At 67.2% G+C, this 25899-nt stretch carries 24 protein-coding genes; all 24 read left to right on the top strand.

Going from position 1 to position 25899, the window contains the following annotated elements; translation table 11 throughout:
• The first annotated feature begins 229 nt into the window (after nucleotides 1-229).
• On the top strand, nucleotides 230-625 hold the full coding sequence (gene flgB, locus MVF76_RS00245; protein WP_297526593.1) for a flagellar basal body rod protein FlgB: 396 nt from the start codon (nucleotides 230-232) through the stop codon (nucleotides 623-625).
• A 3-nt stretch (nucleotides 626-628) separates the two neighbouring features.
• Nucleotides 629-1045, top strand: a complete 417-nt coding sequence (gene flgC / locus MVF76_RS00240; RefSeq protein WP_297526485.1) for a flagellar basal body rod protein FlgC — start codon at nucleotides 629-631, stop codon at nucleotides 1043-1045.
• A gap of 15 nt (nucleotides 1046-1060) precedes the next feature.
• A complete protein-coding gene (locus MVF76_RS00235) occupies nucleotides 1061-1738 on the top strand; it encodes a flagellar hook assembly protein FlgD (RefSeq protein ID WP_297526483.1) in 678 nt (225 codons plus the stop codon).
• 15 nt (nucleotides 1739-1753) lie between these two features.
• A complete protein-coding gene (flgE, locus tag MVF76_RS00230) occupies nucleotides 1754-3055 on the top strand; it encodes a flagellar hook protein FlgE (RefSeq protein ID WP_297526481.1) in 1302 nt (433 codons plus the stop codon).
• 22 nt (nucleotides 3056-3077) lie between these two features.
• Nucleotides 3078-3821 carry a flagellar basal body rod protein FlgF gene (locus MVF76_RS00225; protein WP_297526479.1) on the top strand — a complete coding sequence of 248 codons (744 nt, stop codon included), beginning with the start codon at nucleotides 3078-3080 and terminating at the stop codon, nucleotides 3819-3821.
• A 36-nt stretch (nucleotides 3822-3857) separates the two neighbouring features.
• Nucleotides 3858-4643, top strand: a complete 786-nt coding sequence (gene flgG, locus MVF76_RS00220; protein WP_297526477.1) for a flagellar basal-body rod protein FlgG — start codon at nucleotides 3858-3860, stop codon at nucleotides 4641-4643.
• An 18-nt stretch (nucleotides 4644-4661) separates the two neighbouring features.
• Complete coding sequence (gene flgH / locus MVF76_RS00215) at nucleotides 4662-5378, top strand: flagellar basal body L-ring protein FlgH (RefSeq protein ID WP_297526475.1); 717 nt, start codon at nucleotides 4662-4664, stop codon at nucleotides 5376-5378.
• Nucleotides 5379-5433: 55 nt separating this feature from the next.
• On the top strand, nucleotides 5434-6510 hold the full coding sequence (locus MVF76_RS00210; RefSeq protein ID WP_297526591.1) for a flagellar basal body P-ring protein FlgI: 1077 nt from the start codon (nucleotides 5434-5436) through the stop codon (nucleotides 6508-6510).
• Nucleotides 6511-6520: 10 nt separating this feature from the next.
• A complete protein-coding gene (gene flgJ, locus MVF76_RS00205; RefSeq protein WP_297526473.1) occupies nucleotides 6521-7531 on the top strand; it encodes a flagellar assembly peptidoglycan hydrolase FlgJ in 1011 nt (336 codons plus the stop codon).
• Nucleotides 7532-7533: 2 nt separating this feature from the next.
• Entirely contained in the window at nucleotides 7534-9468 is a 1935-nt protein-coding gene (gene flgK, locus MVF76_RS00200) for a flagellar hook-associated protein FlgK (RefSeq protein ID WP_297526471.1), read from the top strand.
• Nucleotides 9469-9471: 3 nt separating this feature from the next.
• Entirely contained in the window at nucleotides 9472-10380 is a 909-nt protein-coding gene (gene flgL / locus MVF76_RS00195) for a flagellar hook-associated protein FlgL (RefSeq protein WP_297526469.1), read from the top strand.
• Nucleotides 10381-10636: 256 nt separating this feature from the next.
• A complete protein-coding gene (locus MVF76_RS00190; protein ID WP_297526467.1) occupies nucleotides 10637-12247 on the top strand; it encodes a flagellin N-terminal helical domain-containing protein in 1611 nt (536 codons plus the stop codon).
• Between the two features lie 72 nt (nucleotides 12248-12319).
• Nucleotides 12320-12727 carry a flagellar protein FlaG gene (locus tag MVF76_RS00185; protein WP_297526465.1) on the top strand — a complete coding sequence of 136 codons (408 nt, stop codon included), beginning with the start codon at nucleotides 12320-12322 and terminating at the stop codon, nucleotides 12725-12727.
• Nucleotides 12728-12778: 51 nt separating this feature from the next.
• Nucleotides 12779-14818 carry a flagellar filament capping protein FliD gene (fliD, locus tag MVF76_RS00180; protein ID WP_297526463.1) on the top strand — a complete coding sequence of 680 codons (2040 nt, stop codon included), beginning with the start codon at nucleotides 12779-12781 and terminating at the stop codon, nucleotides 14816-14818.
• Nucleotides 14819-14900: 82 nt separating this feature from the next.
• Entirely contained in the window at nucleotides 14901-15338 is a 438-nt protein-coding gene (gene fliS / locus MVF76_RS00175; protein WP_297526461.1) for a flagellar export chaperone FliS, read from the top strand.
• Nucleotides 15331-15648, top strand: a complete 318-nt coding sequence (locus MVF76_RS00170; RefSeq protein ID WP_297526459.1) for a flagellar protein FliT — start codon at nucleotides 15331-15333, stop codon at nucleotides 15646-15648. The genes fliS and MVF76_RS00170 overlap by 8 nt, the downstream gene beginning before the upstream one ends.
• 323 nt (nucleotides 15649-15971) lie before the next feature.
• The gene (locus tag MVF76_RS00165; RefSeq protein ID WP_297526457.1) at nucleotides 15972-17405 is read left to right on the top strand and encodes a sigma-54 dependent transcriptional regulator; all 1434 of its coding nucleotides are present in this window, start codon (nucleotides 15972-15974) and stop codon (nucleotides 17403-17405) included.
• A 775-nt stretch (nucleotides 17406-18180) separates the two neighbouring features.
• A complete protein-coding gene (locus tag MVF76_RS00160; RefSeq protein ID WP_297526455.1) occupies nucleotides 18181-19386 on the top strand; it encodes a sensor histidine kinase in 1206 nt (401 codons plus the stop codon).
• Nucleotides 19386-20741 carry a sigma-54-dependent transcriptional regulator gene (locus MVF76_RS00155; protein ID WP_297526589.1) on the top strand — a complete coding sequence of 452 codons (1356 nt, stop codon included), beginning with the start codon at nucleotides 19386-19388 and terminating at the stop codon, nucleotides 20739-20741. Before MVF76_RS00160 ends, MVF76_RS00155 begins: the two co-directional genes overlap by 1 nt.
• Before the next feature lie 87 nt (nucleotides 20742-20828).
• Nucleotides 20829-21152, top strand: a complete 324-nt coding sequence (fliE, locus tag MVF76_RS00150; protein ID WP_297526453.1) for a flagellar hook-basal body complex protein FliE — start codon at nucleotides 20829-20831, stop codon at nucleotides 21150-21152.
• Nucleotides 21153-21180: 28 nt separating this feature from the next.
• Nucleotides 21181-22815 (top strand): flagellar basal-body MS-ring/collar protein FliF, encoded by a 1635-nt coding sequence (fliF, locus tag MVF76_RS00145; RefSeq protein ID WP_297526451.1) that lies wholly within the window; start codon nucleotides 21181-21183, stop codon nucleotides 22813-22815.
• Complete coding sequence (gene fliG / locus MVF76_RS00140; RefSeq protein WP_297526449.1) at nucleotides 22808-23821, top strand: flagellar motor switch protein FliG; 1014 nt, start codon at nucleotides 22808-22810, stop codon at nucleotides 23819-23821. Before fliF ends, fliG begins: the two co-directional genes overlap by 8 nt.
• 25 nt (nucleotides 23822-23846) lie before the next feature.
• Nucleotides 23847-24485, top strand: a complete 639-nt coding sequence (locus MVF76_RS00135; RefSeq protein ID WP_297526447.1) for a flagellar assembly protein FliH — start codon at nucleotides 23847-23849, stop codon at nucleotides 24483-24485.
• Nucleotides 24482-25870 (top strand): flagellar protein export ATPase FliI, encoded by a 1389-nt coding sequence (gene fliI, locus MVF76_RS00130; RefSeq protein WP_317622904.1) that lies wholly within the window; start codon nucleotides 24482-24484, stop codon nucleotides 25868-25870. The genes MVF76_RS00135 and fliI overlap by 4 nt, the downstream gene beginning before the upstream one ends.
• Nucleotides 25871-25899 lie beyond the last annotated feature (29 nt).

Raw genomic sequence — 25899 nt, 5'->3', positions numbered from 1 at the left:
CCCCCGCTTTTAGCCCGTCACGGGGCAGCCCATGGCCTCCGGTGTGTGCGGTTCTCCCTCTGCAATTGATTGATCTCAAAGTCCATTCGATCTGAATCCGGGGTTGCGCTCCGGGCCTCCCCGGTGGCCGGGCACGCATGGCGGAGGGCCTGTCGGACGGCGACGGAATGCCGGCATGGCACGGGCGTTGCTATGCACTGGGCAGGAAACGCTCAAGTTCGAGGACGCCATGCCGATAAGTTTCGATTCCGCTCTGGGTCCGCTGCCGCAGGCACTCAAGCTGCGTGCCCGGCGCACCGAGGTGCTGGCCTCGAATCTGGCCAATGCCGACACGCCCAACTACAAGGCCCGCGACATCGACTTTCGCGCTGCCTTCGACCAGGCGCAGGGTCGTCGCCTGGCCATGCGGGTCACTCAACCCGGCCATATTCCCCTTGGCGAGCCTGCCTACGGCGGCGCCCCGCTCAAGTTCCGCGTTCCCAGCCAGCCCTCGCTCGACGGCAACACGGTCGACAGTCAGGTCGAGCAGGCCGCCTTTTCCGAAAACGCCGTCAGGTATCAGGCGACGCTGACCTTTCTCAGTGGCCGCATCAAGGGCCTGAAGGCTGCCATCAAGGGGGAATAAGCCATGTCACTGTTCAAGGTGTTCGACATCGCCGGTTCCGCCATGAGCGCGCAGAGCGTGCGCCTGAACACCACCGCCAGCAATCTGGCCAATGCCGAAACCGCCGCCGGTTCGCCGGAAGCGGCCTACAGGGCACGCCAGCCGGTCTTCGCGGCGGTGTTGAAGGGCCTGGACCCGCAGTCCGATCCGGCGGTCGGCGTGCGGGTGCTGGGCATCACGGAGTCCACCGCGCCACCGCAGCAGAAGTACGATCCCGGCAACCCGCTGGCCGACGAGCAGGGTTATATCTATCTGCCCAACGTCAACCCGGTGGATGAGATGGTGAACATGATTTCCGCGTCCCGCAGCTACCAGAACAGCGTCGAGGTGCTCAACACCTCCAAGCAGATGCTGCTCGCCACGCTGCGCCTGGGCCAGTGAGGGAGATGAAGCGAGATGATCGAGAACAACGGACTGGATGCCTTTGCCGACGTCGGCCTGCGCACCATAGCCCAGAGCCAGGCAAAGGAGGCCGATCGCAACAAGCTGGGTCAGGAGGATTTCCTCGATCTGATGGTCGCGCAGTTGCGCAACCAGGATCCCTTCGAGCCCATGGAAAACGGCGAGTTCCTGTCGCAGATGGCGCAATTCGGCACCGTCTCCGGCATCGAGGACCTGCAGAAGTCCTTCAAGGAACTCAGCCAGTCGCTGGTCTCCAACCAGTCCCTGCAGGCCGCGGCACTGGTGGGGCGCCAGGTACTGGCGCCCACGGGCGTCGGCTCGCTGAGCCCGGGCGGGGTCATAAGGGGTGAACTGGTGCTGCCCGACGGCAGCCCGGACGTGGGCATCAAGATCTACGACAGCAGCGGCCAGCTGGTGCGCAGCCTGGAGATGGGCGCGCAAGCCGCGGGCAATGTGCCCTTCCAGTGGGATGGCATTCGGGACGACGGCAGCTTCGCCGCGCCCGGCGCCTACTTCGTGACCGCGGATGCGACCATCGATGGCCGCACCGAGGCACTCGAAACCCTGATTGCCAACGATGTCGAGGCCGTGACCCTGGGCAGCGCCGGACTGGTGCTGGATCTCAAGGGCGTCGGCGCCATCGACTTCAACCAGGTCAAGCAGATTCTCTGACGAGGAGGGAACACCATGCCTTTCCGGATTGCACTCAGCGGACTCAATGCCGCTTCCTCGGACCTCAAGGTCACCGGCAACAACATCGCCAACGCCAGCACCAACGGCTTCAAGTCCTCGCGCGCCGAGTTCGCGGATGTCTACGCAACCTCGCTGGGCGGTGTCAGCAACACCGCGGTCGGCGGCGGCGTGCGCCTGTCGAGCGTGGCCCAGCAGTTTTCCCAGGGCAACATAGAGTTCACCAACAACAATCTCGACCTGGCGATCAACGGCGAGGGCTTCTTCGTGCTCAGCGACGGCGGCACCAACATCTATACCCGCGCGGGTTCCTTTGGCATCGACCGCGAGGGCTACGTGGTCAATGCCTCGGGCCAGCGCCTGCAGGTCTTCTCGCCCATCGGCAACACCAATACCTTCAATACCGGCTCGCTGAACGACCTGCGGATATCGCTGACCGAAGGCGCGCCGCAGGCAACCGTCGACGTGGACCTGGCCATCAACCTGGACGCCGGTGACACCTCGGCCGGGGCCACGGCCGCGTCCACGGCCGCCGCCATTGCCGCCTTTTCGCCCAGCAATGCCGCTACCTACGACTACTCGACCTCCTTCACGGTATTCGACTCGCTGGGTACCGAGCATACCGCGACGACCTACTACCTCAAGGACCCCAACGCAGCCAACACCTGGTACAGCTGGCTGTACGTGGACGACGGCTCGGGTACGGCGCAGAACGTGACTTTCAACGGTGGTGCCGACAGCTATGCCACGCTGGTGTTCAACACCGACGGCAGCCTGGACACCGCGAATTCCTCGGGTACCGCCGGCGTAATCGACTACGACAATCTGTCGCTGGCCGGCACCACCGGCGCAGCGCCGCTGGCCCTGGACCTCGACTATAACGACATGACCCAGTACGGCAGCGACTTCGCCGTGAACGGCCTGAGCCAGGACGGTTTCTCGACGGGTCGTCTCACCGGCCTGGACATCTCCGACACCGGTGTCGTTTCGGCGCGCTACACCAACGGCCAGTCCACGGCGCTGGGCAAGATCGCGCTGGCCAACTTCCCCAACGTGCAGGGCCTGCGCCAGTTGGGTGACACCAACTGGGCCGAGACCTTCGCCTCGGGCGACCGGCTGGTCGGCGAGGCCGGAACCGCCAGTTTCGGCCTGGTGCAGTCCGGCGCGCTGGAGGCGTCTAACGTGGATATCGCGGAACAGTTGATCAACCTGATCACGGCCCAGCGCAACTTCCAGGCCAACTCGCAGGTGATCAGCACCGCCGATACCGTTACCCAGACCATCATCAATATCCGCTAGGGCTGAGAGGCGCTGACCGACCATGGACCGCATGCTCTACATCGCCGCCAGTGGTGCCAGCCAGATCATGGAGCGCCAGGCGATCAATGCCAACAACCTGGCCAACGTCGCCACCACCGGTTTTCAGGCCGACCTCGCGGCGGCCCGGTCGCGGCCGGTATACGGCCCTGTGTATCCAAGCCGGGTGTATGCGACCAACGAGACGCCGGCGGTGGACCACGACAAGGGTGCCATCCGGGCGACCGGTCGCGAGCTGGACGTGGCCATCAACGGCCAGGGCTGGCTGGCCGTGCAGGCGCCGGATGGCAGCGAGGCCTATACCCGTGCCGGGGATCTCAGGCTGTCCCCCGAGGGTGTCCTGGAAACATCCGCCGGTCATCCCGTGGTGGGCGATGGCGGTCTCCTGGTCGTGCCGCCCTCCGAGAAGCTCGAGATCGCCGAGGACGGCACCCTGTCCGTGCGACCGATCGGGCAGGCGGCCAGCGAACTCGCGGTCATCGGCCGCATCAAGCTGGTGGCCCCGGATCCGGCCATCCTGGTCAAGGGTGCCGATGGCCTGCTGCGTACCCGTGACGGGGTTCCGGCAGCGGCCGATGCCAGCGTGCGGCTGGTGAGCGGGGCGCTGGAGTCCAGCAACGTCAATGCCGTCGAGGCGCTGATGAACATGATGAGCCTGGCCCGCCAGTTCGAGGCCCAGACCAAGATCATGGAGGCCGCGCGCGACAACGATGCCGCGTCCGCGCGGTTGATGAATATCTCCGGCTGACGCGGCCGGCACTGAAATCGAGACGGGAGAAAGGCAATGAACAAGGCAATGTGGGTTGCGATGACGGGCCTGGAGGCGCAGCAGACGCGCATGAGCGTCATCTCCAATAACCTGGCCAATGTCAACACCACCGGTTTCAAGAAGGACCGCGCGCTGTTCGAGGATCTGCTCTACCAGAACGTGCGCCAGGCCGGTGCCCAGGCCTCGCAGGATACCCAGTTGCCCTCCGGCTTCATGATGGGCACCGGCGTGCGCGCGGTCGCCACACAGAAGCTGCACACCCAGGGCAACATCGTGCAGACCAACAACAGCCTCGATGTCGCCATCTCCGGCCGCGGCTTCCTGCAGGTGCTGCTGCCCGACGGCACCCTGGCCTACACCCGCAGCGGCGCCCTGATGACCGATGCCACCGGGCAACTGGTCACGGCCAACGGCAACCTGATCCAGCCTTCCATCACCATTCCCGAGAATGCGCAGAGCGTGACCATCGGCTCGGACGGCACGGTGTCGGTGCAGATCTCGGGGCAGGCGGCACCGACCCAGCTTGGCAATATCCAGCTTGCCGACTTCATCAACCCCACCGGCCTGCAGCCCATCGGCGACAGCCTGTTCCTGGAAACGGCTTCCAGCGGCGCGCCCATCACCGGCAATCCCGGGATCAGCGGCATGGGTACCCTCGTCCAGGGCGCGTTGGAAACTTCCAACGTGAACGTGGTCGAGGAACTGGTGAACATGATCGAGACCCAGCGCGCCTATGAGATGAACTCCAAGGCCATCTCGACCAGCGATCGCATGCTGCAGTACGTCAACAACAACCTCTGATGAACGCGGGACAGGCCAATGAACGCTGAAGCCCGGAACAGCCTCGTCACTACGGTACTGGCGCTGTACGCCCTGCTGCTGGGTGGTTGTGCCAGCCAGTCGGTGGCGCCCGGCAACTACCGCGCCGCCATGCCGCCGGTGCCCGCGCCGCCGGCACAGACCGACGGTGCCATCTACCAGCCGGGCTACGGTCTGGCGCTGTTCGAGGATCGGACCGCGCGCCGGGTCGGGGACATCCTGACCATCGTCCTGCAGGAGAAGACCCAGGCCAGCAAGAAGGCCACCACCAGCACCAGCAAGGAGACCAAGGTCAATACGGCCAATCCGACCCTGCTGGGCTCGGCGCTGCGCTACGACGTGCCGCTGTTGCCGGGGCTCAAGGACAGCACCCGCACGCTGGGCACGGCCATGGACTCGACCAACGAGTTCGACGGCTCGGGTGACAGCCAGCAGTCCAACAGCCTGACCGGCAACATCAGTGTCACCGTGGCCGAGGTCCTGCCCAACGGCAACCTCTATGTGCGCGGGGAAAAGTGGCTGACCCTGAACCAGGGCGACGAGTACATCCAGATTTCCGGCATCGTGCGACCCGAGGACGTCAAGGCGGACAACACGGTGCTGTCGAGCCAGGTCGCCGATGCCCGCATCACCTACAGCGGACGCGGCACCCTGGCCGATGCCAACACCATGGGCTGGCTGACGCGCTTCTTCAACAGCCCCATATGGCCGTTCTGAAGGCGGGGGAGAGACCAACATGAACAGGCTGATTCAAAGACTCGTGCTCCTGGGAATGCTGTTCCCGCTGGCCGTGGGCCAGGTCCTGGCCGAGCGGGTCAAGGACATTGCCGCCGTGGCCGGCGTGCGCGACAACCAGCTTGTCGGCTACGGTATCGTGGTCGGGCTCAGCGGCACCGGTGACAAGACCCAGCAGGTGCCCTATACCCTGCAGAGCATCAAGAGCATGCTGGCCAGGTTCGGCGTCACCGTGCCGCCCGATCTCAATGCCAAGCCCAAGAACGTCGCCGCAGTCACCATCAGCGCCACCCTGCCGCCCTTCGCCAAGCGCGGCCAGACCATCGATGTCACCGTTTCCTCGATCGGCGACGCCAAGAGCCTGCGCGGGGGCACCTTGCTGATGACCCCCCTCAAGGGTGCCGACGGGCAGGTCTATGCCATGGCCCAGGGCAACCTGGTGGTCGGCGGGCTCAGCGCAGAGGGCAGCGATGGCTCGCGCATCACGGTCAACGTACCCAGCGTCGGCCGCATCCCGAACGGCGCGACGGTAGAGCGCGAGGTCAGCTCGCCCTTCGCGCGGGGCGACAGCCTGACCCTGAACCTGCACACGGCCGATTTCACCACGGCCAACCGGCTGGCCGAGTCCATAAACCGCACTGTCGGCCCCGGCACCGCGCGGCCCCTGGACGCCTCCTCGGTGCGCGTCAACGCGCCGCGCGATCCGGCCCAGCGGGTGGCCTTCGTCTCCATGCTGGAAAACATCGAGGTGATGCCGGGCGACGCGCCGGCGCGGGTGATCGTCAACTCCCGTACCGGCACCGTGGTGATCGGCAGCCATGTACGGGTCATGCCGGCGGCGGTCGCCCACGGCAGCCTGACCGTGACCATCACCGAGGACATGCAGGTCAGCCAGCCCGCGCCGCTGTCCGCCGGGCAGACCGTGGTCACCCCCTCCAGCGACGTGACCGTGGAAGAGTCGGGCCGGCGCATGTTCCTGTTCGAGCCCGGCGTCACGCTCAACGACATCGTGCTGGCGGTCAACCGGGTCGGGGCCGCGCCCGGTGACCTGGTGGCGATACTCGAAGCGCTGAAGGAGGCCGGTGCGCTGCGCGCCGAGCTGATCGTGCTCTGAGGATGCAACAATGATGGGCCTGTCCGCCGATCCTTCCGTCTACACCGATCTCCAGGGCCTTGCCGCCCTGCGGGGCCAGGTGCGCGCGGACGGCGGGCGCGACCCGGAGACCCTGCGCAAGGTGGCCGGGCAGTTCGAGGCCCTGTTCGTCAACATGGTGCTCAAGAGCATGCGCGAGGCGAGCCTGGGCGACGGATTCCTGGACAACGACCAGACCCGTTTCTACCAGGGCATGTACGACCAGCAGATCGGTCTGGAACTCACGAAGGGCAGGGGGCTCGGTCTTGCCGACATGCTGGTGCGCCAGCTCGGCGGCGGCAGTGCGGCCGAGGCCCGACCCCGATCGCCCTCGGACCCCTTTGCCATACCCCCCGTCGGTGGGTCGCCTTCGGCACCCACGGGTCCGCGGATGCCGCCAGGGAGGGTGGCACCCCGGACCGCTTTTTCTTCCGGCGAGACGCGCGCCGCGGCCCCGGACGCGGCGCTCGACTGGCCACCCGGAACCCCGGCCGAATTTGTGCGCAGCCTGTGGCCGCATGCCCGCGAGGCTGCCGCCGGGCTGGGGGTGGATCCCGCGGTTCTGATTGCCCAGGCCGCACTGGAATCCGGCTGGGGCCGGCGCATGCCCCGCCACGAGGATGGTCGCCCCAGCTACAACCTGTTCGGCATCAAGGCCGACCGGCGCTGGGCGGGCGAGCGTGTCGGCAGCGGCACCCTGGAGTACCGTGATGGCGTGGTGAACCGGGAGCGCGCCGTCTTCCGCGCCTACGCATCGCCCGCCGACAGCATGGCCGACTATGCCGCCTTCATTCGCGGCAGCACGCGGTATCGAGAGGCGCTGGCGCGGGCCGGTGACGCCGAGTCCTATGTGCGGGCGATCGCCGATGCCGGCTATGCCACCGATCCGGCCTATGCGGACAAGGTAATGCGCATCTATCGCGGCCCCGAACTGCGGGACGCGCTCGCGGCACTGCAGGGACCGCGGCGGCTCGCCATGGTCGATGAACAGGGAGTCGACTGAGCATGTCCACCATCTTCGGAACCGCCACCTCGGGACTGCTCGCCTACCAGGCGCTGCTGAGCACGACGGGGCAGAACATCGCCAATGCCAACACGCCCGGCTATACCCGCCAGCGGGTGGACCTCAGTGCGCAGATACCGCAGTTCACGGGCGGCGGCTACATCGGCAGCGGGGTCACCATCGATTCCATCCGGCGGACCTATGACCAGTTCCTGACCGAGCGGGTGCGCGATACCACGTCGTCGAGCGAGCGTTACGCCATCTACGAGCAGTTCGCGGGGCGTGTCTCGGATGTGCTTGGCGATCCGGTGGCCGGCCTGAACGGCGGACTGGAGCGCTTCTTTCAGGCGGTGCAGACCCTGGCGGACAATCCGGCCTCGATCCCGGAGCGGCAGCTCCTGCTCACCGAGGCCGAGTCCCTGGTCGGGCGCTTCGGCTACCTGGACGACCAGATCACCAGCGTGCGCCGCGACCTCAATGGCCAGCTCGAGTCGATGGTGGCCGAAATCAACAGCCTCAGCCAGTCCATTGCCGATATCAACGAGGATATCGTGGTGGCGACCGGGCGCGCTGGCGGCAATCCGCCCAACGATCTGCTGGACCGGCGCGACCGCATGATCGAGCAACTGTCCGCCTTTGTCTCGGTCAAGACGGTGCAACAGGACGACGGCACCCTGAATGTCTTCATCGGCAACGGCCAGTCACTGGTCACCGGCGGCTCGGCAGGCACCCTGTCGGTGACGGGCAGCCCCTATGACGCCAATCACAAGGAAATCCAGTACAGCGTCGGCAATCTCTCCACCACCATTACGCCCAACATCACGGGCGGCAAGCTGGCCGGGCTGCTGGCCTTTCGCGACGAGATACTGGATCCCGCGCAGAATGCCATCGGGCGCATCGGCGTGGTGCTGGCCAACGAGTTCAACGCCCGGCACCAGCTCGGCATGGACCTGGACGGCAACCCGGGCGGGCCGTTCTTCCAGTCGGCCGCTCCGGCCTGGTCGGCCCACAGTGGCAACGGCGGTACCGGCACCCTGACCGTGAGCTACGACACCGCCAATCTCGACCGGCTGACCACAAAGGACTATGTCCTTTCCTGGGACGGATCCGCCTGGTCCCTGACCGACAGCGACGGCAACGCCGTGGCCCTCAGCGGCGCGGGCACCGTTGCCTCGCCCTTCACCGCTGATGGCCTGAGCATCGTGGTGGGCGGCACGCCCAATGCCGGCGATTCCTTCCAGATCCGGCCGACCCGCGACGGGGCCGATGACATTGCCCTGCTGATCGGCGACGCGCGCCGCATCGCCGCCGCGGCGCCGGTGCGCATCACCGAGGCGACCAACGCCAACGGCCTGCCCGTCAATACCGGGACCGGCCGTTTCGGTTTCCAGTCGGTGGATTCGACCTTCAGCGCGCTGGGCGCGCCCATCACCTTCACCTACGACGACAGCACGAACCTGTTCAGCTATACGCTGGGCGGCAACAACTACACCCTCGGCTACGACCCGGCGACCGATGCCGGCAGCAGCTACACGGTTGCCGGCATCACCTTCACCATCGATGGCAACCCGCTCACCAACGACCAGTTCGTCATCGACGCCAACACCGGCGGGATCGGAGACAACGCCAACGCCCTGGCACTGGGCGATCTGCAGACGGCGCTGCTGACCGAAAACGGCACCGCCAACCTGCAGGGCGCCTATGCCCGGCTGCTGTCGGACAGCGCCACCCGCACCCGCCAGGCCGAGATCAACCGTGATGCGCAGACGAAACTCAACGAGCACGCACGCGAGCAGCGGGACTCGGTGCAGGGCGTCAACCTTGACGAGGAGGCCGCCAACCTCCTGCGCTACCAGCAGGCCTACCAGGCCATGGCCCAGGTCATCACGGTGGCCGACACCATGTTCCAGGCCCTGCTCTCGGCGACCCAGAGGTAGGCCATGATCCGACTCTCTTCCGCGACCTTCTACCAGGGCGGCGTCGACGCCATGCTGGAACAGCAGCAAAGGGTGTTCGAAAGCCAGATGCAGCTCTCCACCGGCCGGCGCTTTCTCGATCCCTCGGACGATCCCACCGCGGCCGCCCAGGTGGTCGGGCTTTCCGAGGCCATAGCGCGCACCGAGCAGTTCCAGCAAAACATCCTGGCCGCGCGCAATCGCCTGGAGCTGGAAGATACCGTGCTCGGCAATGTCGACAACCTGTTGCAACGGGCGCGCGAACTGACCGTGCAGGGACTCAATGATACCCTCACCGCACAAGACCGGCAGGCTGTCGCGGTCGAGATCCGGGAACTGCTCGACGAGCTGCTCGCGTTGGCCAACACCCGCGACGGCAACGGCGACTACCTGTTCGCCGGCACCCGGACCGGCACCCGGCCCTTCGTCGACAATGGCGGGGGCAGCTTCGCCTACGCCGGCGACCAGGGTCAGCGCAGCCTGCAGGTGGGCAGCTCGAGGCGCGTCGCCGACAGCGACTCCGGGCTGGAGGTCTTCATGAAGGTGCCGGACGCCACCGGCACCGCCTATCAGGATGTGTTCACCAGCCTCTACCGGCTCGCCGCCGATCTCGACGCCGACAATCCCGGCGGAAACAGCCTCACCGAGATCGACAACGCCCTGGAGCGCGTGCTGGCAACCCGCGCCCGGGTCGGCGCCCGGCTCAACGCCCTGGACCGGGAACAGGATGTCAACGAGGGCTTCCTGGTGCGGCTGCGCGAGACGCGCTCCCGCATCGAGGACCTCGACATCGCCGAGGCCGCCACCGAACTCAACCGCCAGATGGTTGTTCTCCAGGCCGCCCAGCAGGCCTACGTCAAGGTCAGCGGCCTCTCGCTGTTCAACTTCCTCTGATTCCGCATCCCCTCGCGCGGGATGGAACTGGCCCGCGCCCGTTGGATCACGGCCCTTCGGGCCTGATCCGGCCTGCCGTTTTCCCGGAGCCGCCGTCATCCCCACCCCTGAGGTGCAATACGCGGGTTAAAGTTTTGCCTCGGGCGGCCGTTGACACAGTCGGGGACGGTGAATGTCCGCACGGGCATATCCGTCAAGGTTCAAGACCCGGATCGCGCAAGCCGCTGACCGGGCACGAAAACGAGGAGAGCAGATCATGCCTCAGGTCATCAATACCAACGTCATGTCGCTGAACGCCCAGCGCAACCTGACCCGCAGCCAGACCTCCCTGGCGACTTCCATCCAGCGCCTGTCCTCGGGCCTGCGCATCAACAGCGCCAAGGACGACGCCGCCGGCCTGGCCATTTCCGAGCGCATGAGCGCACAGATCCGCGGCCTGAACCAGGCGGCGCGCAACGCCAACGACGCCATCTCCCTGGCCCAGACCGCCGAGGGCGCCATGTCGTCGGCCACCGACATCCTGCAGCGCATCCGCGAGCTGGCGATCCAGTCGGCCAACTCCACCAACTCGGCCTCCGACCGCGCCGCCCTGCAGGAAGAGGTCAACCAGCTCGTCGAGGAGCTGGACCGCATCTCCACCACCACCGAGTTCAACGGCCTCAAGCTGCTGGATGGCACCTTCACCGCCCAGCAGTTCCAGGTGGGCGCCAACGCCAACCAGACCCTCAGCGTCAGCGTGGACAGCATGCGCACCGACGATATCGGCGCCTATGTGAATGCCAGCAGTGATCAGAGTTATTCCGCGGGTACGGCTGCCGGGGCAGGCGGTGGTTTCGCAGCCACTACCCTGCAGTCTGATGCCCAGAATTATACTGGCGTCGACGGCAACGCCATCTCCGGCGGGAATCTGCAGATCAATGGTAAACCCGTCAACGACTCAGTGGATTATGTCGGTGCCAACCTGACCTATCAGGGTGATACCAGCGCCTATGCCAAGGCCCGGGCCATCAACGACAGCAACATCGCCGGCGTGACAGCAGTCGCTGACAACACCCAGACCTTTGCCGAGGCCAGCGCAGACAATTTCCTGGATGCCAGCGGTATTACGTTTGGAGCTACGGATACGCTCTCCTATACCCTGACCATCAACGGCGAGCAGATCTTCAGCGGGACCACGCTGGACGGTACGACCAACACCATCAGCATGCAGGCGGCGGTCGATGCCATCAACAGCAAGCAGTTCGACACCGGTATTACCGCGACCATCACCTCGGCTGGAGCGCTCCAGTTGCAGGCAGACGACGGGCGCGATATCGTGGTTTCGGAAACCATAGCTTTTAATGACAACACCACTGCAGCGGGGTCTAGTGGTACCTTGGCTACGGTATTCAGTAGCAACCCCCTTGCGGCGGAAACGGCTGGCGATGATAGTGGTTCCGTAACTCAGAACCTGACCTTCAAAGGGCAGGTGACACTGCAGTCCAGCGACAACATCACCTTCAATTCAGGCCAGGCCCTGCTCGGTTTCGGTTCGGCCACCGTGAGCGCCACGGGCTCCATCTCCGCCGTGGATATCTCGGACGTGTCCGGCGCCAACGCGGCGATCCTGGCGGTGGATGCGGCGCTGGATACCATCAACAGCTCCCGCGCCAGGCTGGGTGCCGTCCAGAACCGGGTGGAGACCACCATCGCCAACCTGCAGACCACGTCCGAGAACCTGTCGGCCGCGCGCTCGCGGATCCGGGACACGGACTTCGCGGCCGAGACGGCCAACATGACCCGGATGCAGATCCTGCAGCAGGCCGGCGTGGCCATGCTGGCCCAGGCCAATGCGGTGCCCCAGCTCGCGCTGCAGCTCCTGCAGTAAGCGGCGACGCAAGGCGCCGATGCCGCTGCCAGGGAAGGCGGCGGGCGCCGTCGGCGCGAGGAGGGTGTCTGAATGACTTCCATGCTCATCGCCTTGCCCGGCAGTCCCCCGCAGGCCCAGGCCGCGGGGAGTGCCGGCGTGCGCGGTCCGGCGCCGGCCGTTCCGGAGCCGGGGCGCCTGTCGCGGCTGGCAGGGTCGGACCGGCCGGATGACGGTGCGCGGCGGCCAGAGCTGGAGGAGGCCACGGCCGAGGCGCTGGACCGGGCCGTGGTCCGCCTGCAGGAGCAGGTGCAGATGGTGCGCCGCAATCTCGAGTTCAGCATCGACGAGACCACGGACCGGCTGGTGGTCAAGGTGGTCGATGCCGAAACCGAGGAGGTGGTGCGGCAGATCCCCTCGGAGGAGGCCCTGGCCCTGGCGCGGCGTCTCGAGGCGGCGCGCTCGGCGCAGCAGGGGCTGCTCCTCTCCACCGAGGCCTGAACGGGCATCCATCTTGCATTCCTTGCATCGGGTTCAACACAGGAGGGCCTGATGGCAACCCTGACATCCCCCGGCATCGGTTCCGGCCTCGATGTGTCCGGCATCGTCAGCGGCCTGGTCGCGGCGGAGCGGCAGCCCGTGGAGGGTCGGCTGAATGTGAAGGAAGCGGACATACAGGCGCGCCTGTCCGCCCTGGGCAGCCTCAAGAGCGCGCTGGCCTCCTTTCAGAGTTCCTTTTCCTCGCTCAGGAGCCTGAGCGGCTTCCGCCAGCGCACCGTGAGCGTGGGTGACGAGAGCCTGTTTTCCGCCAGCGTGACCAGCACGGCGCCGACCGGCAAGATGTCGGTCGAGGTGCGGCAACTGGCTGCCGCCCAGAGCCTGGCCACCCGCGCCGGCGAGTTCGGCTCGCTGAGCGACGTGGTCGGCGGCGGCACCCTCACTTTCAAGTTCGGCACGGCCTCCGGCTATGCCGACGGCACGGGATACGGCGACGGCAGCTACAGCTTCACCGCCGACCCGGACAAGGCCATCAAGACGGTCAGCATCGCCGCGGGCAGCACCCTGGAGGAGGTGCGCGACACCATCAACGATGCCGACATCGGCGTGCGCGCCACCATCGTGGACGACGGCTCGGGCAGCAATTCATACAGGCTGTTGCTGAGCGTCGAGGACACGGGGGCGGCCAACAATCTAGAAATCACCGTGGCCGACGACGACGGCAACGATACCGACGGCGCCGGCCTCTCGCGCCTGGCGCTGGCCAACGGCGCCACCAACATGGTCCAGACCGTGGCGGGGCAGGATGCCGAGGTGGTGGTCGATGGCCTTACCCTCTACAGCGACAGCAACCAGGTGACGGCCATTCCCGGTGTCACGCTCGACCTCCGCAAGGCAGCGCCCGGCAGCCCCAGCAGCATGGAGATCAGCCTCAACACGGGCGAGATCGCCAGCCAGATCACCGGGTTCGTCAACAGCTACAACGAGCTGATACAGACCATCGACGCCATGACCTCCTACGATGCGGAGACGGAGACGGCGGGCGTGCTGAACGGCGATGCCAGCCTGAGGATCATCACCGGGCAGTTGCGCAACATCATCTCCGACCGGGTGGAATACCTGACCGGAACCTACGATTCCCTGGCCGCCATCGGCATCGTCAGCGAGCGCGACGGCACCCTGTCTCTGGATTCGAGCAAGCTGGATGCCGCGCTTTCGAGCGACCTGGACCAGGTGGTGAAGCTCTTTGCCGCCGTGGGCACGCCAAGCGATGCCGCCATCGAGTATCTGAGCGCGGACGAGGACGTGGCGCCGGGAGAATACGCCATCGATGTGACTGCCCTGGCGACCCAGGGCGCCCTGACCGCCGGCAGCGCCATCGGCTCGCTGACGGTGGATGCCAGCAACGACACCTTTGCCATCAAGGTGGACGGCGTGGACGCCGGCACCATCACTCTGACCCGGAAGACCTACGCCTCCAACGCCGAGCTGGCCCAGGAGATCCAGAACCGCATCAACGGGGCCAGCGCCCTGGCGGACGCCGGGGTGAGCGTGGCGGTGACGGTGAACGCGAGCAACCAGCTCGTCATCACCTCCTCGCGTTACGGCAGCGCCTCCGGCGTGGAGATCACCGCGGTGGACACCAACACCACGGCGACCCTGGGGCTTTCGACGGGTGCCGGCACGGCGGGCCAGGACGTGGCGGGCAGCATCGGCGGTGTCGCCGGCGCGGGTTCCGGCCAGAAGCTCACGGCCAACGGCCTGGAGATACAGGTCAACGGCGGCGCCATCGGGGCGCGCGGCAACCTCACCTTCACCCGCGGCTATGCCGACCGGCTCGATACCCTGCTGGACCAGTTGCTCGACGATGACGGCCTGCTGGAAACCCGGATCGACGGCCTGAACGACCGCATCGAGGACATCAACGAGGACCGCGAGCGCCTGGAGGCGAGGATGCAGGCGCTGGAGGCGCGGCTGTTCCGGCAGTTCAACGCCATGGATGCGCTGGTGGCGCAACTGAATTCGACCAGCCAGTTTCTCGCCCAGCAGTTGAGTTCACTGGCAAAGCTGACCCCCGGCGGGTCGCAGAAGTGAGTCCGGCGGCCCGGCGCCCGACCGCGCCGGGGCCGGTTGTCGCAATCCGCAAGTATCCTGCAGAGGATAGAGGACAGAGATCATGACCTACACGCCCATGGGCAAGGCACAGCAGTATGCGCGCATCGGTACCGCTTCCGAGGTGATGAGCGCCAGCCCCCATCGCATTGTCCAGTTGCTGCTGGAAGGCGCTCTGGAGAAGGTGGCTCGCGCCCGCGGTTTCATGGAACTGGGCAACGTGGCCGAGAAGGGGCGCCACATCGGCCTGGCGATATCGGTCATCGAGGGCCTTCAGGCCAGCCTGGACAAGGAGCGGGGCGGCGACATCGCGCGCAATCTCGATGAACTCTACGACTACATGAGCCGGCGCCTGGTCGAAGCCAACCTGCGCGATGACACGGCCATTCTCGACGAGGTCGCGGGCCTGCTGCGCGAGATCAAGTCGGCCTGGGACGCCATCCCCACCGAGATGCGCGGCGACGGCCAGGCCGACGGGCCGGCGGTTTCGGCCGGTGCCTGAGGAGGCGCCGCTTTCGGCCGCGCTGGCGCTCACGGCCGGGATGGAGGCGGCCGCCGACGCGGAAGACTGGGACAAGGTGGCGGCGCTGGAGGCGCGGCGGCGGCCCCTGCTCGAAAGGGCGTTGGCGGCCGTCGATCCCGCGGAAGCGGTTGCCGTTCGTGCGGTGATCGAGAAACTGATCGCCCGCGACCGGCGGATCCTCGCCCGCGCCGGCGCCCGGCGCGATGCCCTGGCGGCGGATCTGGGACGCCTGGCCAGCGGCCGCCGCGGACGCGATGCCTACGCGGCCGTGCAGACACTCGCGCGGTGACCGCCCGCTTGTCGCGCTGGCCCGATCCTGGCCGGCGGCCGCCATCCGGCCGGGTGGCGCCAGCCCGTGTCGTGCACCCGCAAACAGAACCGCCGGTTGCGCGATGCCTGGATGCGGCCGCCGATGCAGCGGATTCGGCATCCAACAGCCTGATTTTCCACTTCCTGGCCCGCCGGAATTTTGACATTTCCGGAAAAGGGTGTTTAACTTCCTCCTACCCTACCTAAAGAAACGAACCGAGCGGCGGATGCGCCGGCGCGTCCGGCCCTGGCTACACCCCCGCAGCGCACGCTCGGACAATGGTCGACCCGGGAGGACGACTCATGTCGCTGGATGGCAAGGTACTCATCATCGAGGCAGACGGGGAGCGCGCGCAGCAGTTGCGGGCGGTGCTCGAATTCATCGATCGCGACGCGGAGATCGTCGCGGGCTGCGAGGCCTGGCAGGAAGCGGCAGGCAAGCCCGAGGCACTGCTGGCGGTGCTGGTCGGCGGTTGCGAGACCGACACCCAGCTCGAGCGCCTGTTGCAGCAGATTCACGACTTCGACCCCCATTTGCCCATCTTCCTGCTGGCCGAGAAGGGCAAGGAGCCGACAGTGGCCATCGATGCCGGCTCGGCTATCCTGGGTCGCGTCGAAATGCCACCGCGCTACAGCCAGTTGACCAACGCCCTGCACCAGGCCGAGGTCTACCGCGAATCCCATCAGGCCGCCGGCCGCCAGCGCCCGGTGGATCTGTTCCGCAGCCTGGTCGGCAGCTCCCGCGCCATCCAGACGGTGCGCAAGCACATCCAGCAGGTGGCGGATTCCGACGCCACCGTGCTCATCCTCGGCGAGTCCGGCACCGGCAAGGAGGTGGTGGCGCGCAACCTCCACTACTACTCCGCGCGTCGTGACAAGCCCTTCGTGCCCATCAACTGCGGCGCCATTCCGGGGGATCTGCTCGAATCCGAGCTGTTCGGTCACGAGAAGGGTGCCTTCACTGGCGCCATCTCCGCCCGCCAGGGCCGCTTCGAGATGGCAGAGGGCGGCACCCTGTTCCTCGACGAGATCGGCGACATGAGCCTGCCCATGCAGGTCAAGCTGTTGCGCGTGCTGCAGGAGCGCACCTTCGAGCGGGTGGGCAGCAACAAGAGCATCGAGGCCAATGTCCGCATCATTGCCGCCACCCACCGCAACCTCGAGGAGGCGGTGAAGGAAGGCAAGTTCCGCGAGGATCTCTTCTATCGCCTGAACGTCTTCCCCATCGAGATGCCCCCGCTGCGCGAGCGGGTGGAGGACATCCCGCTGCTGGTCAACGAACTCATCCGCCGCATCGAGCACGAGAAGCGCGGCTCGGTGCGCCTGACCTCCGCCGCCGTCATGTCGCTGTGCCAGTACACCTGGCCGGGCAACGTGCGCGAGCTGGCCAACCTGATCGAGCGGCTGGCCATCCTCTATCCCTTCGGCGTGGTGGACGTGGCCGAGCTGCCGGAGAAGTTCCAGACCGAGGATGCGCTGGCCGAGGCCAGGGCCAAGAAGGCGGCCGAGGATCAGCTGGTGCTCAACCCCACCCCCATCGAGTACCAGGAGCCGCGCCTGCCGCGCGGCGGCATCGATCTCAAGGAACACCTGAGCAATCTCGAACAGAGCTTCATCAAGCAGGCGCTGGACGATGCCGACGGCGTGGTGGCCCATGCCGCCAAGCGGCTCGGCATGCGCCGCACCACGCTGGTCGAGAAGCTGCGCAAGTACGGCCTGCAGCGCGCCAACGCCTGAACTCCGCCCGGGCCCGGCCCGGGCTTTTTCCCGCCATTGTCATGGCCACCGAATCCACCGCATCCACGGCAGTCACGGGTTGCCTGGCGCGCCGTTTCGCTCTTTGCTCTTTCGCGGGTTTCGTGGATTCAGAATTTGCAGGATGGGCAAAGGCCCGAAGGGCCGTGCCCATCATGACGGTCACGGGATGCTGATGGGCACGTCGCTGCGCGCCTTTGCCCATCCTACCAGTCCTGCGGTTGCGTTCTTTATCATTCTCGCGGGTTCGATTGGATTCGGTGGCGCCTTTTATTTTTGCGTCGATGGCCACGGAATCCACCGCATCCACGGCCGTTTCGGTCGTGCGACATGCCCTTGCGCACTACTACCTTTTCGCGGGTTCCGTGGATTCAGTAGCGCTTTTGATCTTTTTCCTTCAGTCGTGTAGCCCGGATGGAGCGCAGCGTAATCCGGAGGCTGTTCCGGCTCTCCCCGGATTTCGGCCTTCGGCCTGCATACGGGCTACGGGACAGGCATGCGACCCACTGACATTCTTTTCCTTTTCGCGGATTCCGTGGATTCAGTGGCGCTTTTCATGTCTTCGCTTTTCCGTCGCGGCCCCGGCTCCCAATGCGGCGATTTTCCGTCGGCAGATTGACGCCTGCCGCTTCCTTCATTCCCAACTGGTTGATTAGAAAGACTTCCCGATTTCTGGCACGTTTGCTGCTTTGCCACCGGCATGCCGCTGGCAAGCCGTTGCCGCCAGCGAGACGAACCGCAACGACCGGGATCGCCGATGAACCAGGCCGAACAGCCGAATGCCCAGACCCTCGCCGACGCCTTCCTGGCGTTCAACCGCATGTCCGCGGCACTGGAGTCTTCCTACCGGGACCTGGAGCAGCGGGCCGCGGCACTGGCGGAGGAACTGGCGGCGACCCGCTCCGAGCGCCTGGCGCTGGCCGACAGGCTGGAGACGCTGCTGGCGACCTTGCCCGGCGCGGTGCTGCACATCGATGGCGACGGCCGTATCCGCGAGGCCAATGCCGCCGCCCGCGTCTGGTTCGGCGGCGAGCTGACCGGCCAGGTCTGGCAGCGGGTACTGTCGGTCCGGGGCGCGCGGCTGCGCGGCAACGAACTGGCGCTGGCCGACGGCCGCCGGGTGAGCATGGCGCGGCGCGACCTGGCCCAGGGCGACGGCTGCATCCTGCTGCTCACCGATGTCACGGAACAGCGCCAGCTCGAGGAGGCGCTGGAAAGGCAGCAGCGCCTGAGCGCCATCGGCGAGATGGCCGCCGGGCTGGCCCACCAGATCCGTACCCCGCTGTCCGCCGCGCTGCTCTATGCCGGTCAGCTCGGTCACGCCCGCCTCGATGCCGCGCGCCAGGCGCGTTTCCGCAACAAGCTGGTCGAGCGCCTGCGTCATCTGGAACGCCTGGTCAATGACATGCTCGCCTTCGCCCGGGGCGGCGAGGTGGCGCAGGGCGGTTTTGCCCTGCAGGATCTGGTCGCGACGCTGGCGGCGCGCAGCGAGGCCGCACTCGCCGCCGCCGGGGCATGCCTGCGCTGCCGCTTGCCCGACGCGCTGGCCGAATTCGTATTGCCCGGCAGTGTGGACATGCTGGGGGCGGCGCTGGCCAACCTGGTCGAGAACGCTCTGCAGGCCGGTGCCGATGCCATCGAGGTCACGGCAGGCGATGACGCGGGTTTTCTGATTCTGGAAGTGGCCGACAACGGTCCCGGCATCGCCGAGGCCGATCGCGAGCGCGTATTCGAGCCCTTCTACACCACCCGGAGCGAAGGCACCGGCCTGGGGCTGGCCGTGGTGCGCAACACGGTGGAGGCCCATGGCGGCCGTATCCGTGTGCGGCCGGCCGAGACCGGCGCCCGCTTCGAGATCCGCCTGCCGCGCGCGGCGGCCGAACCCCTGCCCACCGATTCCACCACCGGCATGGCGCCGCTTGCGGCGCACACGGCCGGTCGACTCTCCCAAGGAGCCCGATGATGCAAGATTCCGCAGCCGTTCTGATCGTCGAAGACGACCCTTCGCTGAGCGAGGCCCTGTGCGACACCCTGGAGCTGGCCGGCATTCCGGCGCGCGCGGCGGGCGATGGCCGCAGCGCGCTGGAGATCCTGGCGCGCGAGCCGATCGGCATGGTGGTCAGCGATGTGCAGATGCCGGAGCTGGACGGCCACCGCCTGCTCCGGCAGATCCGCAGTCGCCAGCCGCATCTGCCGGTGGTGCTGATGACTGCCTACGGCACGGTACAGAAGGCCGTGGAGGCCATGCGCCTGGGCGCGTCCGACTACCTGCTCAAGCCCTTCGAGGCCGAGGTGCTGGTGGACATGGTGAACCGCTACCTGCCGCGGGCCACGGACAGTGATGCCGGCCTGGTGGCCGAGGACGCCCATACCCGGTCGCTGGCGGCGCTGGCCGAGCGCGTGGCCGAGACCGACGCCACGGTGATGATCACCGGCGAGTCCGGCACCGGCAAGGAGGTCTTCGCCCGTTACATCCATGACCATTCCGATCGTCGCGAGGGTCCCTTCGTCGCCATCAACTGCGCGGCGATTCCCGAGAACATGCTGGAGGCGGTGCTGTTCGGCTACGAAAAGGGTGCCTTCACCGGCGCCTACCAGAGCCGCGCCGGCAAGTTCGAGCAGGCCCAGGGCGGCACCCTGCTGCTCGACGAAATCTCGGAAATGGATCTCGGCCTGCAGGCCAAGCTGCTGCGGGTGCTGCAGGAGCGCGAGGTCGAGCGCCTCGGCGGCAAGGAAACCATCCGCCTCGACGTGCGCGTGCTGGCCACTTCCAATCGCGTCATGCGCGAGGCAGTGGCCGCCGGCCGCTTCCGCGAGGACCTGTTCTATCGCCTCAACGTCTTTCCCCTGCACCTGCGCCCGCTGCGCGAGCGCCCGGCCGACATCCTGCCGCTGGCCCGGCAATTGCTCGCGCGCCACACGCCGGCCGGTCGGCCGGTGCCGGCGCTGTGCCCCGACGCCGAGGCCCGGCTGCTGGCGCATGCCTGGCCCGGCAATGTGCGCGAGCTGGAGAATGTGCTGCAGCGCGCCATCATCCTGATGAGCGGGGACTGCATCGAGGCCGGCGACCTGCATTTCGAGGCCGAGGCCCTGGGTGGCGTCGAAGGTCTTGGGGCCGGCCACATCGAAGCGCCCGACACCGGGCGCGGCGAGCGCCTCGGCGAGGACCTGCGCAGCCGGGAACACCGGCTGATCCTGGCCGCGCTGGCCAGTACCGACAGCCGCAAGGCCGCCGCCGAGCAGCTCGGCATCAGCCCGCGCACCCTGCGCTACAAGCTGGCGCGGATGCGCGAGGCGGGCATCCAGGTCCCGCGCTGAGGAACTGGCCCCGAAACTGCATCAGCAAGCGGTTGGCGGCGCGTTTCCGCCGCGGCCGCCGGCAGGCACCCGGAACAGGAGTTCGAGATGAGCGAAATCGACGTCAATCAGCTACTTGACCAGATGCGGGCAATGGCGGCCACGGCCCAGGCCGGCGGCAAGCCGGCGCCGGCCGCGGACAAGCAGGGGGCGGACTTTGCCGCCCTGCTGGCACAGTCCATCAACCAAGTCAACGAACAGAAGAAGGCCGCCGGCGCCATGGCCAACGCCTTCGCCAAGGGCGATCCGAACGTGGATCTCACCGACGTGATGGTGCAGTTGCAGAAGGCGAGCGTGTCCTTCCAGGCCATGACCCAGGTGCGCAACAAGCTGGTGGAGGCCTACCAGCAAGTCATGAACATGAGCATGTAAGTCCCCCTGAGCGAGAGCGAGCGAGATCATGGCACTGGTACAAGCGGAAACGGTACACGGCTTTGCCGGGCTCACGCCCATGCGCCAGGTCGGCCTGCTGATCGGGCTGGCCGCCAGTGTCGCGCTGGGCGTGGCCATCGTGCTCTGGTCGCAGCAGCCCACCTACAGCCTGCTGTACGGCAACCTGTCGGAGCGGGATGCCAGCCAGGTGATGGGCGCGCTGCAGAAGTCGGGCATCCCGTACAAGATCGACACGGCCACCGGCGCGCTCATGGTGCCGGCGGCCCAGGTGCACGAGGCGCGGCTCAAGCTGGCCGCCGACGGCCTGCCCAAGGGCAGCGGCGCCGGATTCGAGCTGTTGTCGGAGGACCAGGGCTTCGGCACCAGCCAGTTCATCGAGACCGCCCGCTACCAGCATGCGTTGGAAGGGGAGCTGAGCCGCACCATCGCCACCCTGCAGCACGTGCGCGAGGCCCGGGTGCATCTCGCCATTCCCAAGCGTTCCGTGTTCCTGCGCCGGCAGGAGAAGCCCAGCGCCTCGGTGGTGATGAACCTGTATTCGGGACGTACGCTGAGCGACGATCAGGTGGCGGCCATCGTGCACCTGGTGGCCTCCAGCGTGCCGCGCCTGACCGCCAACGATGTCACCGTGGTCGACCAGGCCGGCAACCTGCTGTCCACCCGCGACGACAGCGGCTTCGGCATGACCTCCACCCAGTTCGCCTACAACCGCAAGCTGGAGCAGACCTACGCCCGGCGCATCGAGAACCTGCTCGAGCCCTTGGTCGGCAGCGCCGGCGTGCGCGCCAAGGTCGCCGCGGAGCTGGACTTCACCCAGGTCGAGAAGACCCAGGAAAGCTACAACCCCGACCTGCCGGCGCTGCGCAGCGAGCAGGTGATCGAGGAACAGAACGGCAGCGGCGGTGCCGCGGTGGGTGTGCCCGGCGCGCTGTCCAACCAGCCTCCGGGCGGGGGCGTTGCGCCCGGCGTGGCAGCCGATGCCCTGAGCGAAGGCGCAGCCGGGGTCGGCGGCAACAGCAGCCGGCGCGCCACCCGCAACTACGAGCTGGACAAGACCATCAGCCACACCCGGCTGGCCACCGGGTCGGTGCGCCGGCTGTCGGTGGCGGTGGTGATCGACGACAAGCAGACCCTCGACGCCGACGGCAAGCCGGTGCGCGCGCCCTGGAGCGATGAGGAGATCGCCAAGTTCACCACCCTGATCAAGGAGGCCATCGGCTTCAACGCCCAGCGGGGCGACAGCGTGCAGGTGATCAACCAGTCCTTCCAGCCGCCGCCCGAGGTGGAGCCGCTGCCCGAGCCCGGTTTGCTGGAGCAGCCTTGGGTGTGGAATGTCGCCAAGCAGGCGATCGGGGCCCTGGGCGTGCTGATCCTCATCTTCGGTGTCATCAAGCCGGTGATGCGCAACCTGGCCGAGCGCGGTGCCGCCGAGCGTGAGGCACTCGCCGCCGCGGCCGCTGCGGCCGCCCAGCTCCCTGAAGGCGGCGAGGAGGGTCAGGCGCAGCTCGCCGCTCCGGATGGCGGCGCTGCGCTGGCCGGACCCAGTCACGAGGACCATGTGGCCATGGCGCGCAACATGGTCAAGGAAGATCCCAAGCGGGTGGCGCAGCTGATGAAGAACTGGGTGAGTGACGATGGCTGAGGCACCGGGCAAGCTCTCCGGCACCGAGCGCGCGGCGATCTTTCTGCTGTCGCTGGGCGAGGATGCCGCCTCCGAGATCCTCAAGCACATGGGGCCAAAGGAGGTGCAGAAGGTCGGTGCCGCCATGGCGGCGATGACCAACGTGACCAGCGAGCAGGTGGTCGAGGTGATGACCGACTTCAGTGAAGCGGTCGCCCACCAGACCGCCCTCGGTGTCGGCTCCGAGGAATATATCCGCAAGGTGATGATCGATGCCCTGGGCGAGGAGAAGGCGTCCAGCATGATCGATCGTATCCTGCTGGGCCGCAATACCAAGGGGCTGGAGCAGCTGAAGTGGATGGATGCGCGTGCCGTGGCCGAGATCATCCGCCTCGAGCATCCCCAGATCATGGCCATCGTGCTGTCCTATCTGGATGCCGATCACGCCGCCGAGGTCATCAGCTTCCTGCCGGAGCGGGTGCGGGTGGACGTACTGCTGCGTATCGCCACCCTGGACGGCATCCAGCCCTCCGCGCTGCAGGAGCTGGACGACATCCTCGAGCGCCAGTTCAGCGGCAACCAGAACAACGTCAAGTCCTCGGGCGTCGGCGGCGTCAAGTCGGCGGCGGACATCCTAAACTTCGTCGACAGCTCGATCGAGGCCGAGATCATGGAAATGATCAAGGACAACGATGCCGAGCTGGGCCAGCAGATACAGGACCTGATGTTCGTGTTCGACAACCTCGCCGAGGTCGACGACCAGGGCATCCAGGCGCTGCTGCGCGAGGTGTCCTCCGACACCCTCATCATCGCGCTCAAGGGCGCCGACGATGCGGTCAAGGAAAAGATCTTCAAGAACATGTCCAAGCGCGCGTCCGAGATGCTGCGCGACGACCTGGAGGCCAAGGGGCCGGTGCGCCTGTCCGAGGTCGAGGCGGCGCAGAAGGAAATCCTCTCCATCGCCCGGCGCATGGCCGAGGCCGGCGACATCATGCTCGGCGGCAAGGGTGCCGAGGAGTTCGTGTGATGCCGGCTGAAGCGTGGAGGGCGGCATGAAGTCCGGCAACCGCATCCTGCGCGGGGACGACGAAGGCGTTGCGGTCGAGCACTGGCATCTGCCCGAGGTGTCCGACGGCGACACCGGTGATTGTGCCGGCGGGCCGCTGACCGCGAGCCAGCTCGAGGAAATCCAGAAGGCCGCGTACGCCGAGGGTTTCGAGCAGGGCCGGCGCGAGGGCATGGAGGCGGGACAGCGCGAGCTGACCGCGCGGGTGCGCGAGTTCGAGGCCCTGATGCAGACCCTGGCCCGGCCGCTGGAGAAGCTCGACGAGACGGTGGAGCAGGAACTGGTCACCCTGGCGCTGACCGTGGCCCGCCACCTGGTCCGCCGCGAGCTGAAGACCGATCCCGGCGAGGTGCTGGGCGTGGTGCGCGAGGCAGTGTCGCAGCTGCCGGTGGCGGAGGGCCGGATCCAGGTGCACCTTCACCCGGAAGATGCCGCGCTGGTGCGCGAGACGCTGTCGGTGAACGAACAGGAACAGGGCTGGCAGATCGTCGAGGATCCGCTGATGACACGCGGCGGTTGCCGGGTGCAGAGCCAGCGCTCGCAGATCGATGCCACCGTCGAGAACCGGCTCAATGCCGTCATCGCCCGGGTGATGGGCGGCGAGCGCGGGAGTGACGAGGCGTGAGCCAGGCCGGCCTGCGACTGCCCGAAGCCGATCGCAATGCCCGCTGGCGCCAGCGACTGCAACCCTACCTGCAGCGCGCGCAGGAACCCCTCCCGCTGGTGGTCGAGGGACGGCTCACGCGCATGGTGGGCCTGACCCTGGAAGCGGAGGGTTGCCAGGCCGCGATCGGCAGCCGCTGCGAGGTGGTCAATCCTGACAACAGTCGCATCGAGGCCGAGGTGGTGGGTTTTTCCGGGGACCGCCTGTACCTGATGCCGACCGGCGACCTGCGTGGCCTGGCCCCCAGCGCCCGTGTCATTCCCACTCGCCGCGCCTGCGAGGCGCCGGTGGGTGACATGCTGCTGGGCCGTGTCATCGACGGCGCTGGCCGGCCGCTGGACGGCAAGGGACCGCTGCGGACCACGGAGCGCGTTCCGCTGTCGGGTCGGCAGATCAATCCCATGGCCCGGCGGCCGATTCGGGAGCCGCTGGATGTCGGCGTGCGCGCCATCAACGCCCTGCTCAGTGTCGGCCGCGGCCAGCGCATGGGGCTGTTTGCCGGCTCCGGCGTGGGCAAGAGCGTGCTGCTGAGCATGATGACCCGCTTCACCAACGCCGATGTCATCGTGGTCGGGCTGGTCGGCGAACGTGGCCGGGAAGTGGTGGAGTTCGTGCAGAACAATCTCGGCGAGGAGGGACTGGCGCGATCCGTGGTGGTGGCCACGCCGGCCGATACCTCGCCGCTCATGCGCCTGCATGGCGCGCAGATGGCGACCGCCATCGCCGAACATTTCCGTGACCGGGGCCTGCAGGTGCTGCTGCTGATGGATTCCCTGACCCGTTATGCCCAGGCCCAGCGGGAGATCGCGCTGGCCATCGGCGAGCCGCCGGCCACCAAGGGTTATCCGCCGTCGGTGTTCGCGCGGCTGCCGCAGCTGGTGGAGCGCGCCGGCAACGGCGACGTCGGCGGTGGATCCATCACGGCCTTCTACACGGTGCTGGCCGAGGGCGACGACCAGAACGATCCTATCGCCGACGCGGCCCGCGCCATTCTCGATGGCCACATCGTGCTGTCGCGGCGGCTGGCCGAGTCCGGCCACTATCCGGCCATCGATATCGAGGCCTCCATCAGCCGCGCCATGACCGAGATCACCGATCCGCGCCATCTGGCCGCCGCGCGCCGCTTCCGCGAACTCTATGCCACCTACGAGCGCCACCGCGACCTGATCAGTGTGGGCGCCTACCAGGCCGGTTCCGATCCCCGCGTGGACGAGGCCATACGCTTCCATCCCGCACTGATGGATTTCCTTGCCCAGGACATGCACGAACAGGTGCCGCTGGTGGAGAGCCTGGACGATCTCGAGCGCCTGCTCGGCAACGCCATGCAGCCGGGGGGCGAGGCATGAGTCCCGGTGACGGGAGCCAGACGGGGCCG

This window comes from Thiohalobacter sp., from assembly GCF_027000115.1.
Classification (GTDB): Bacteria; Pseudomonadota; Gammaproteobacteria; order Thiohalobacterales; family Thiohalobacteraceae; genus JALTON01.
This window is presented reverse-complemented; position numbering and strand designations above follow the sequence as displayed.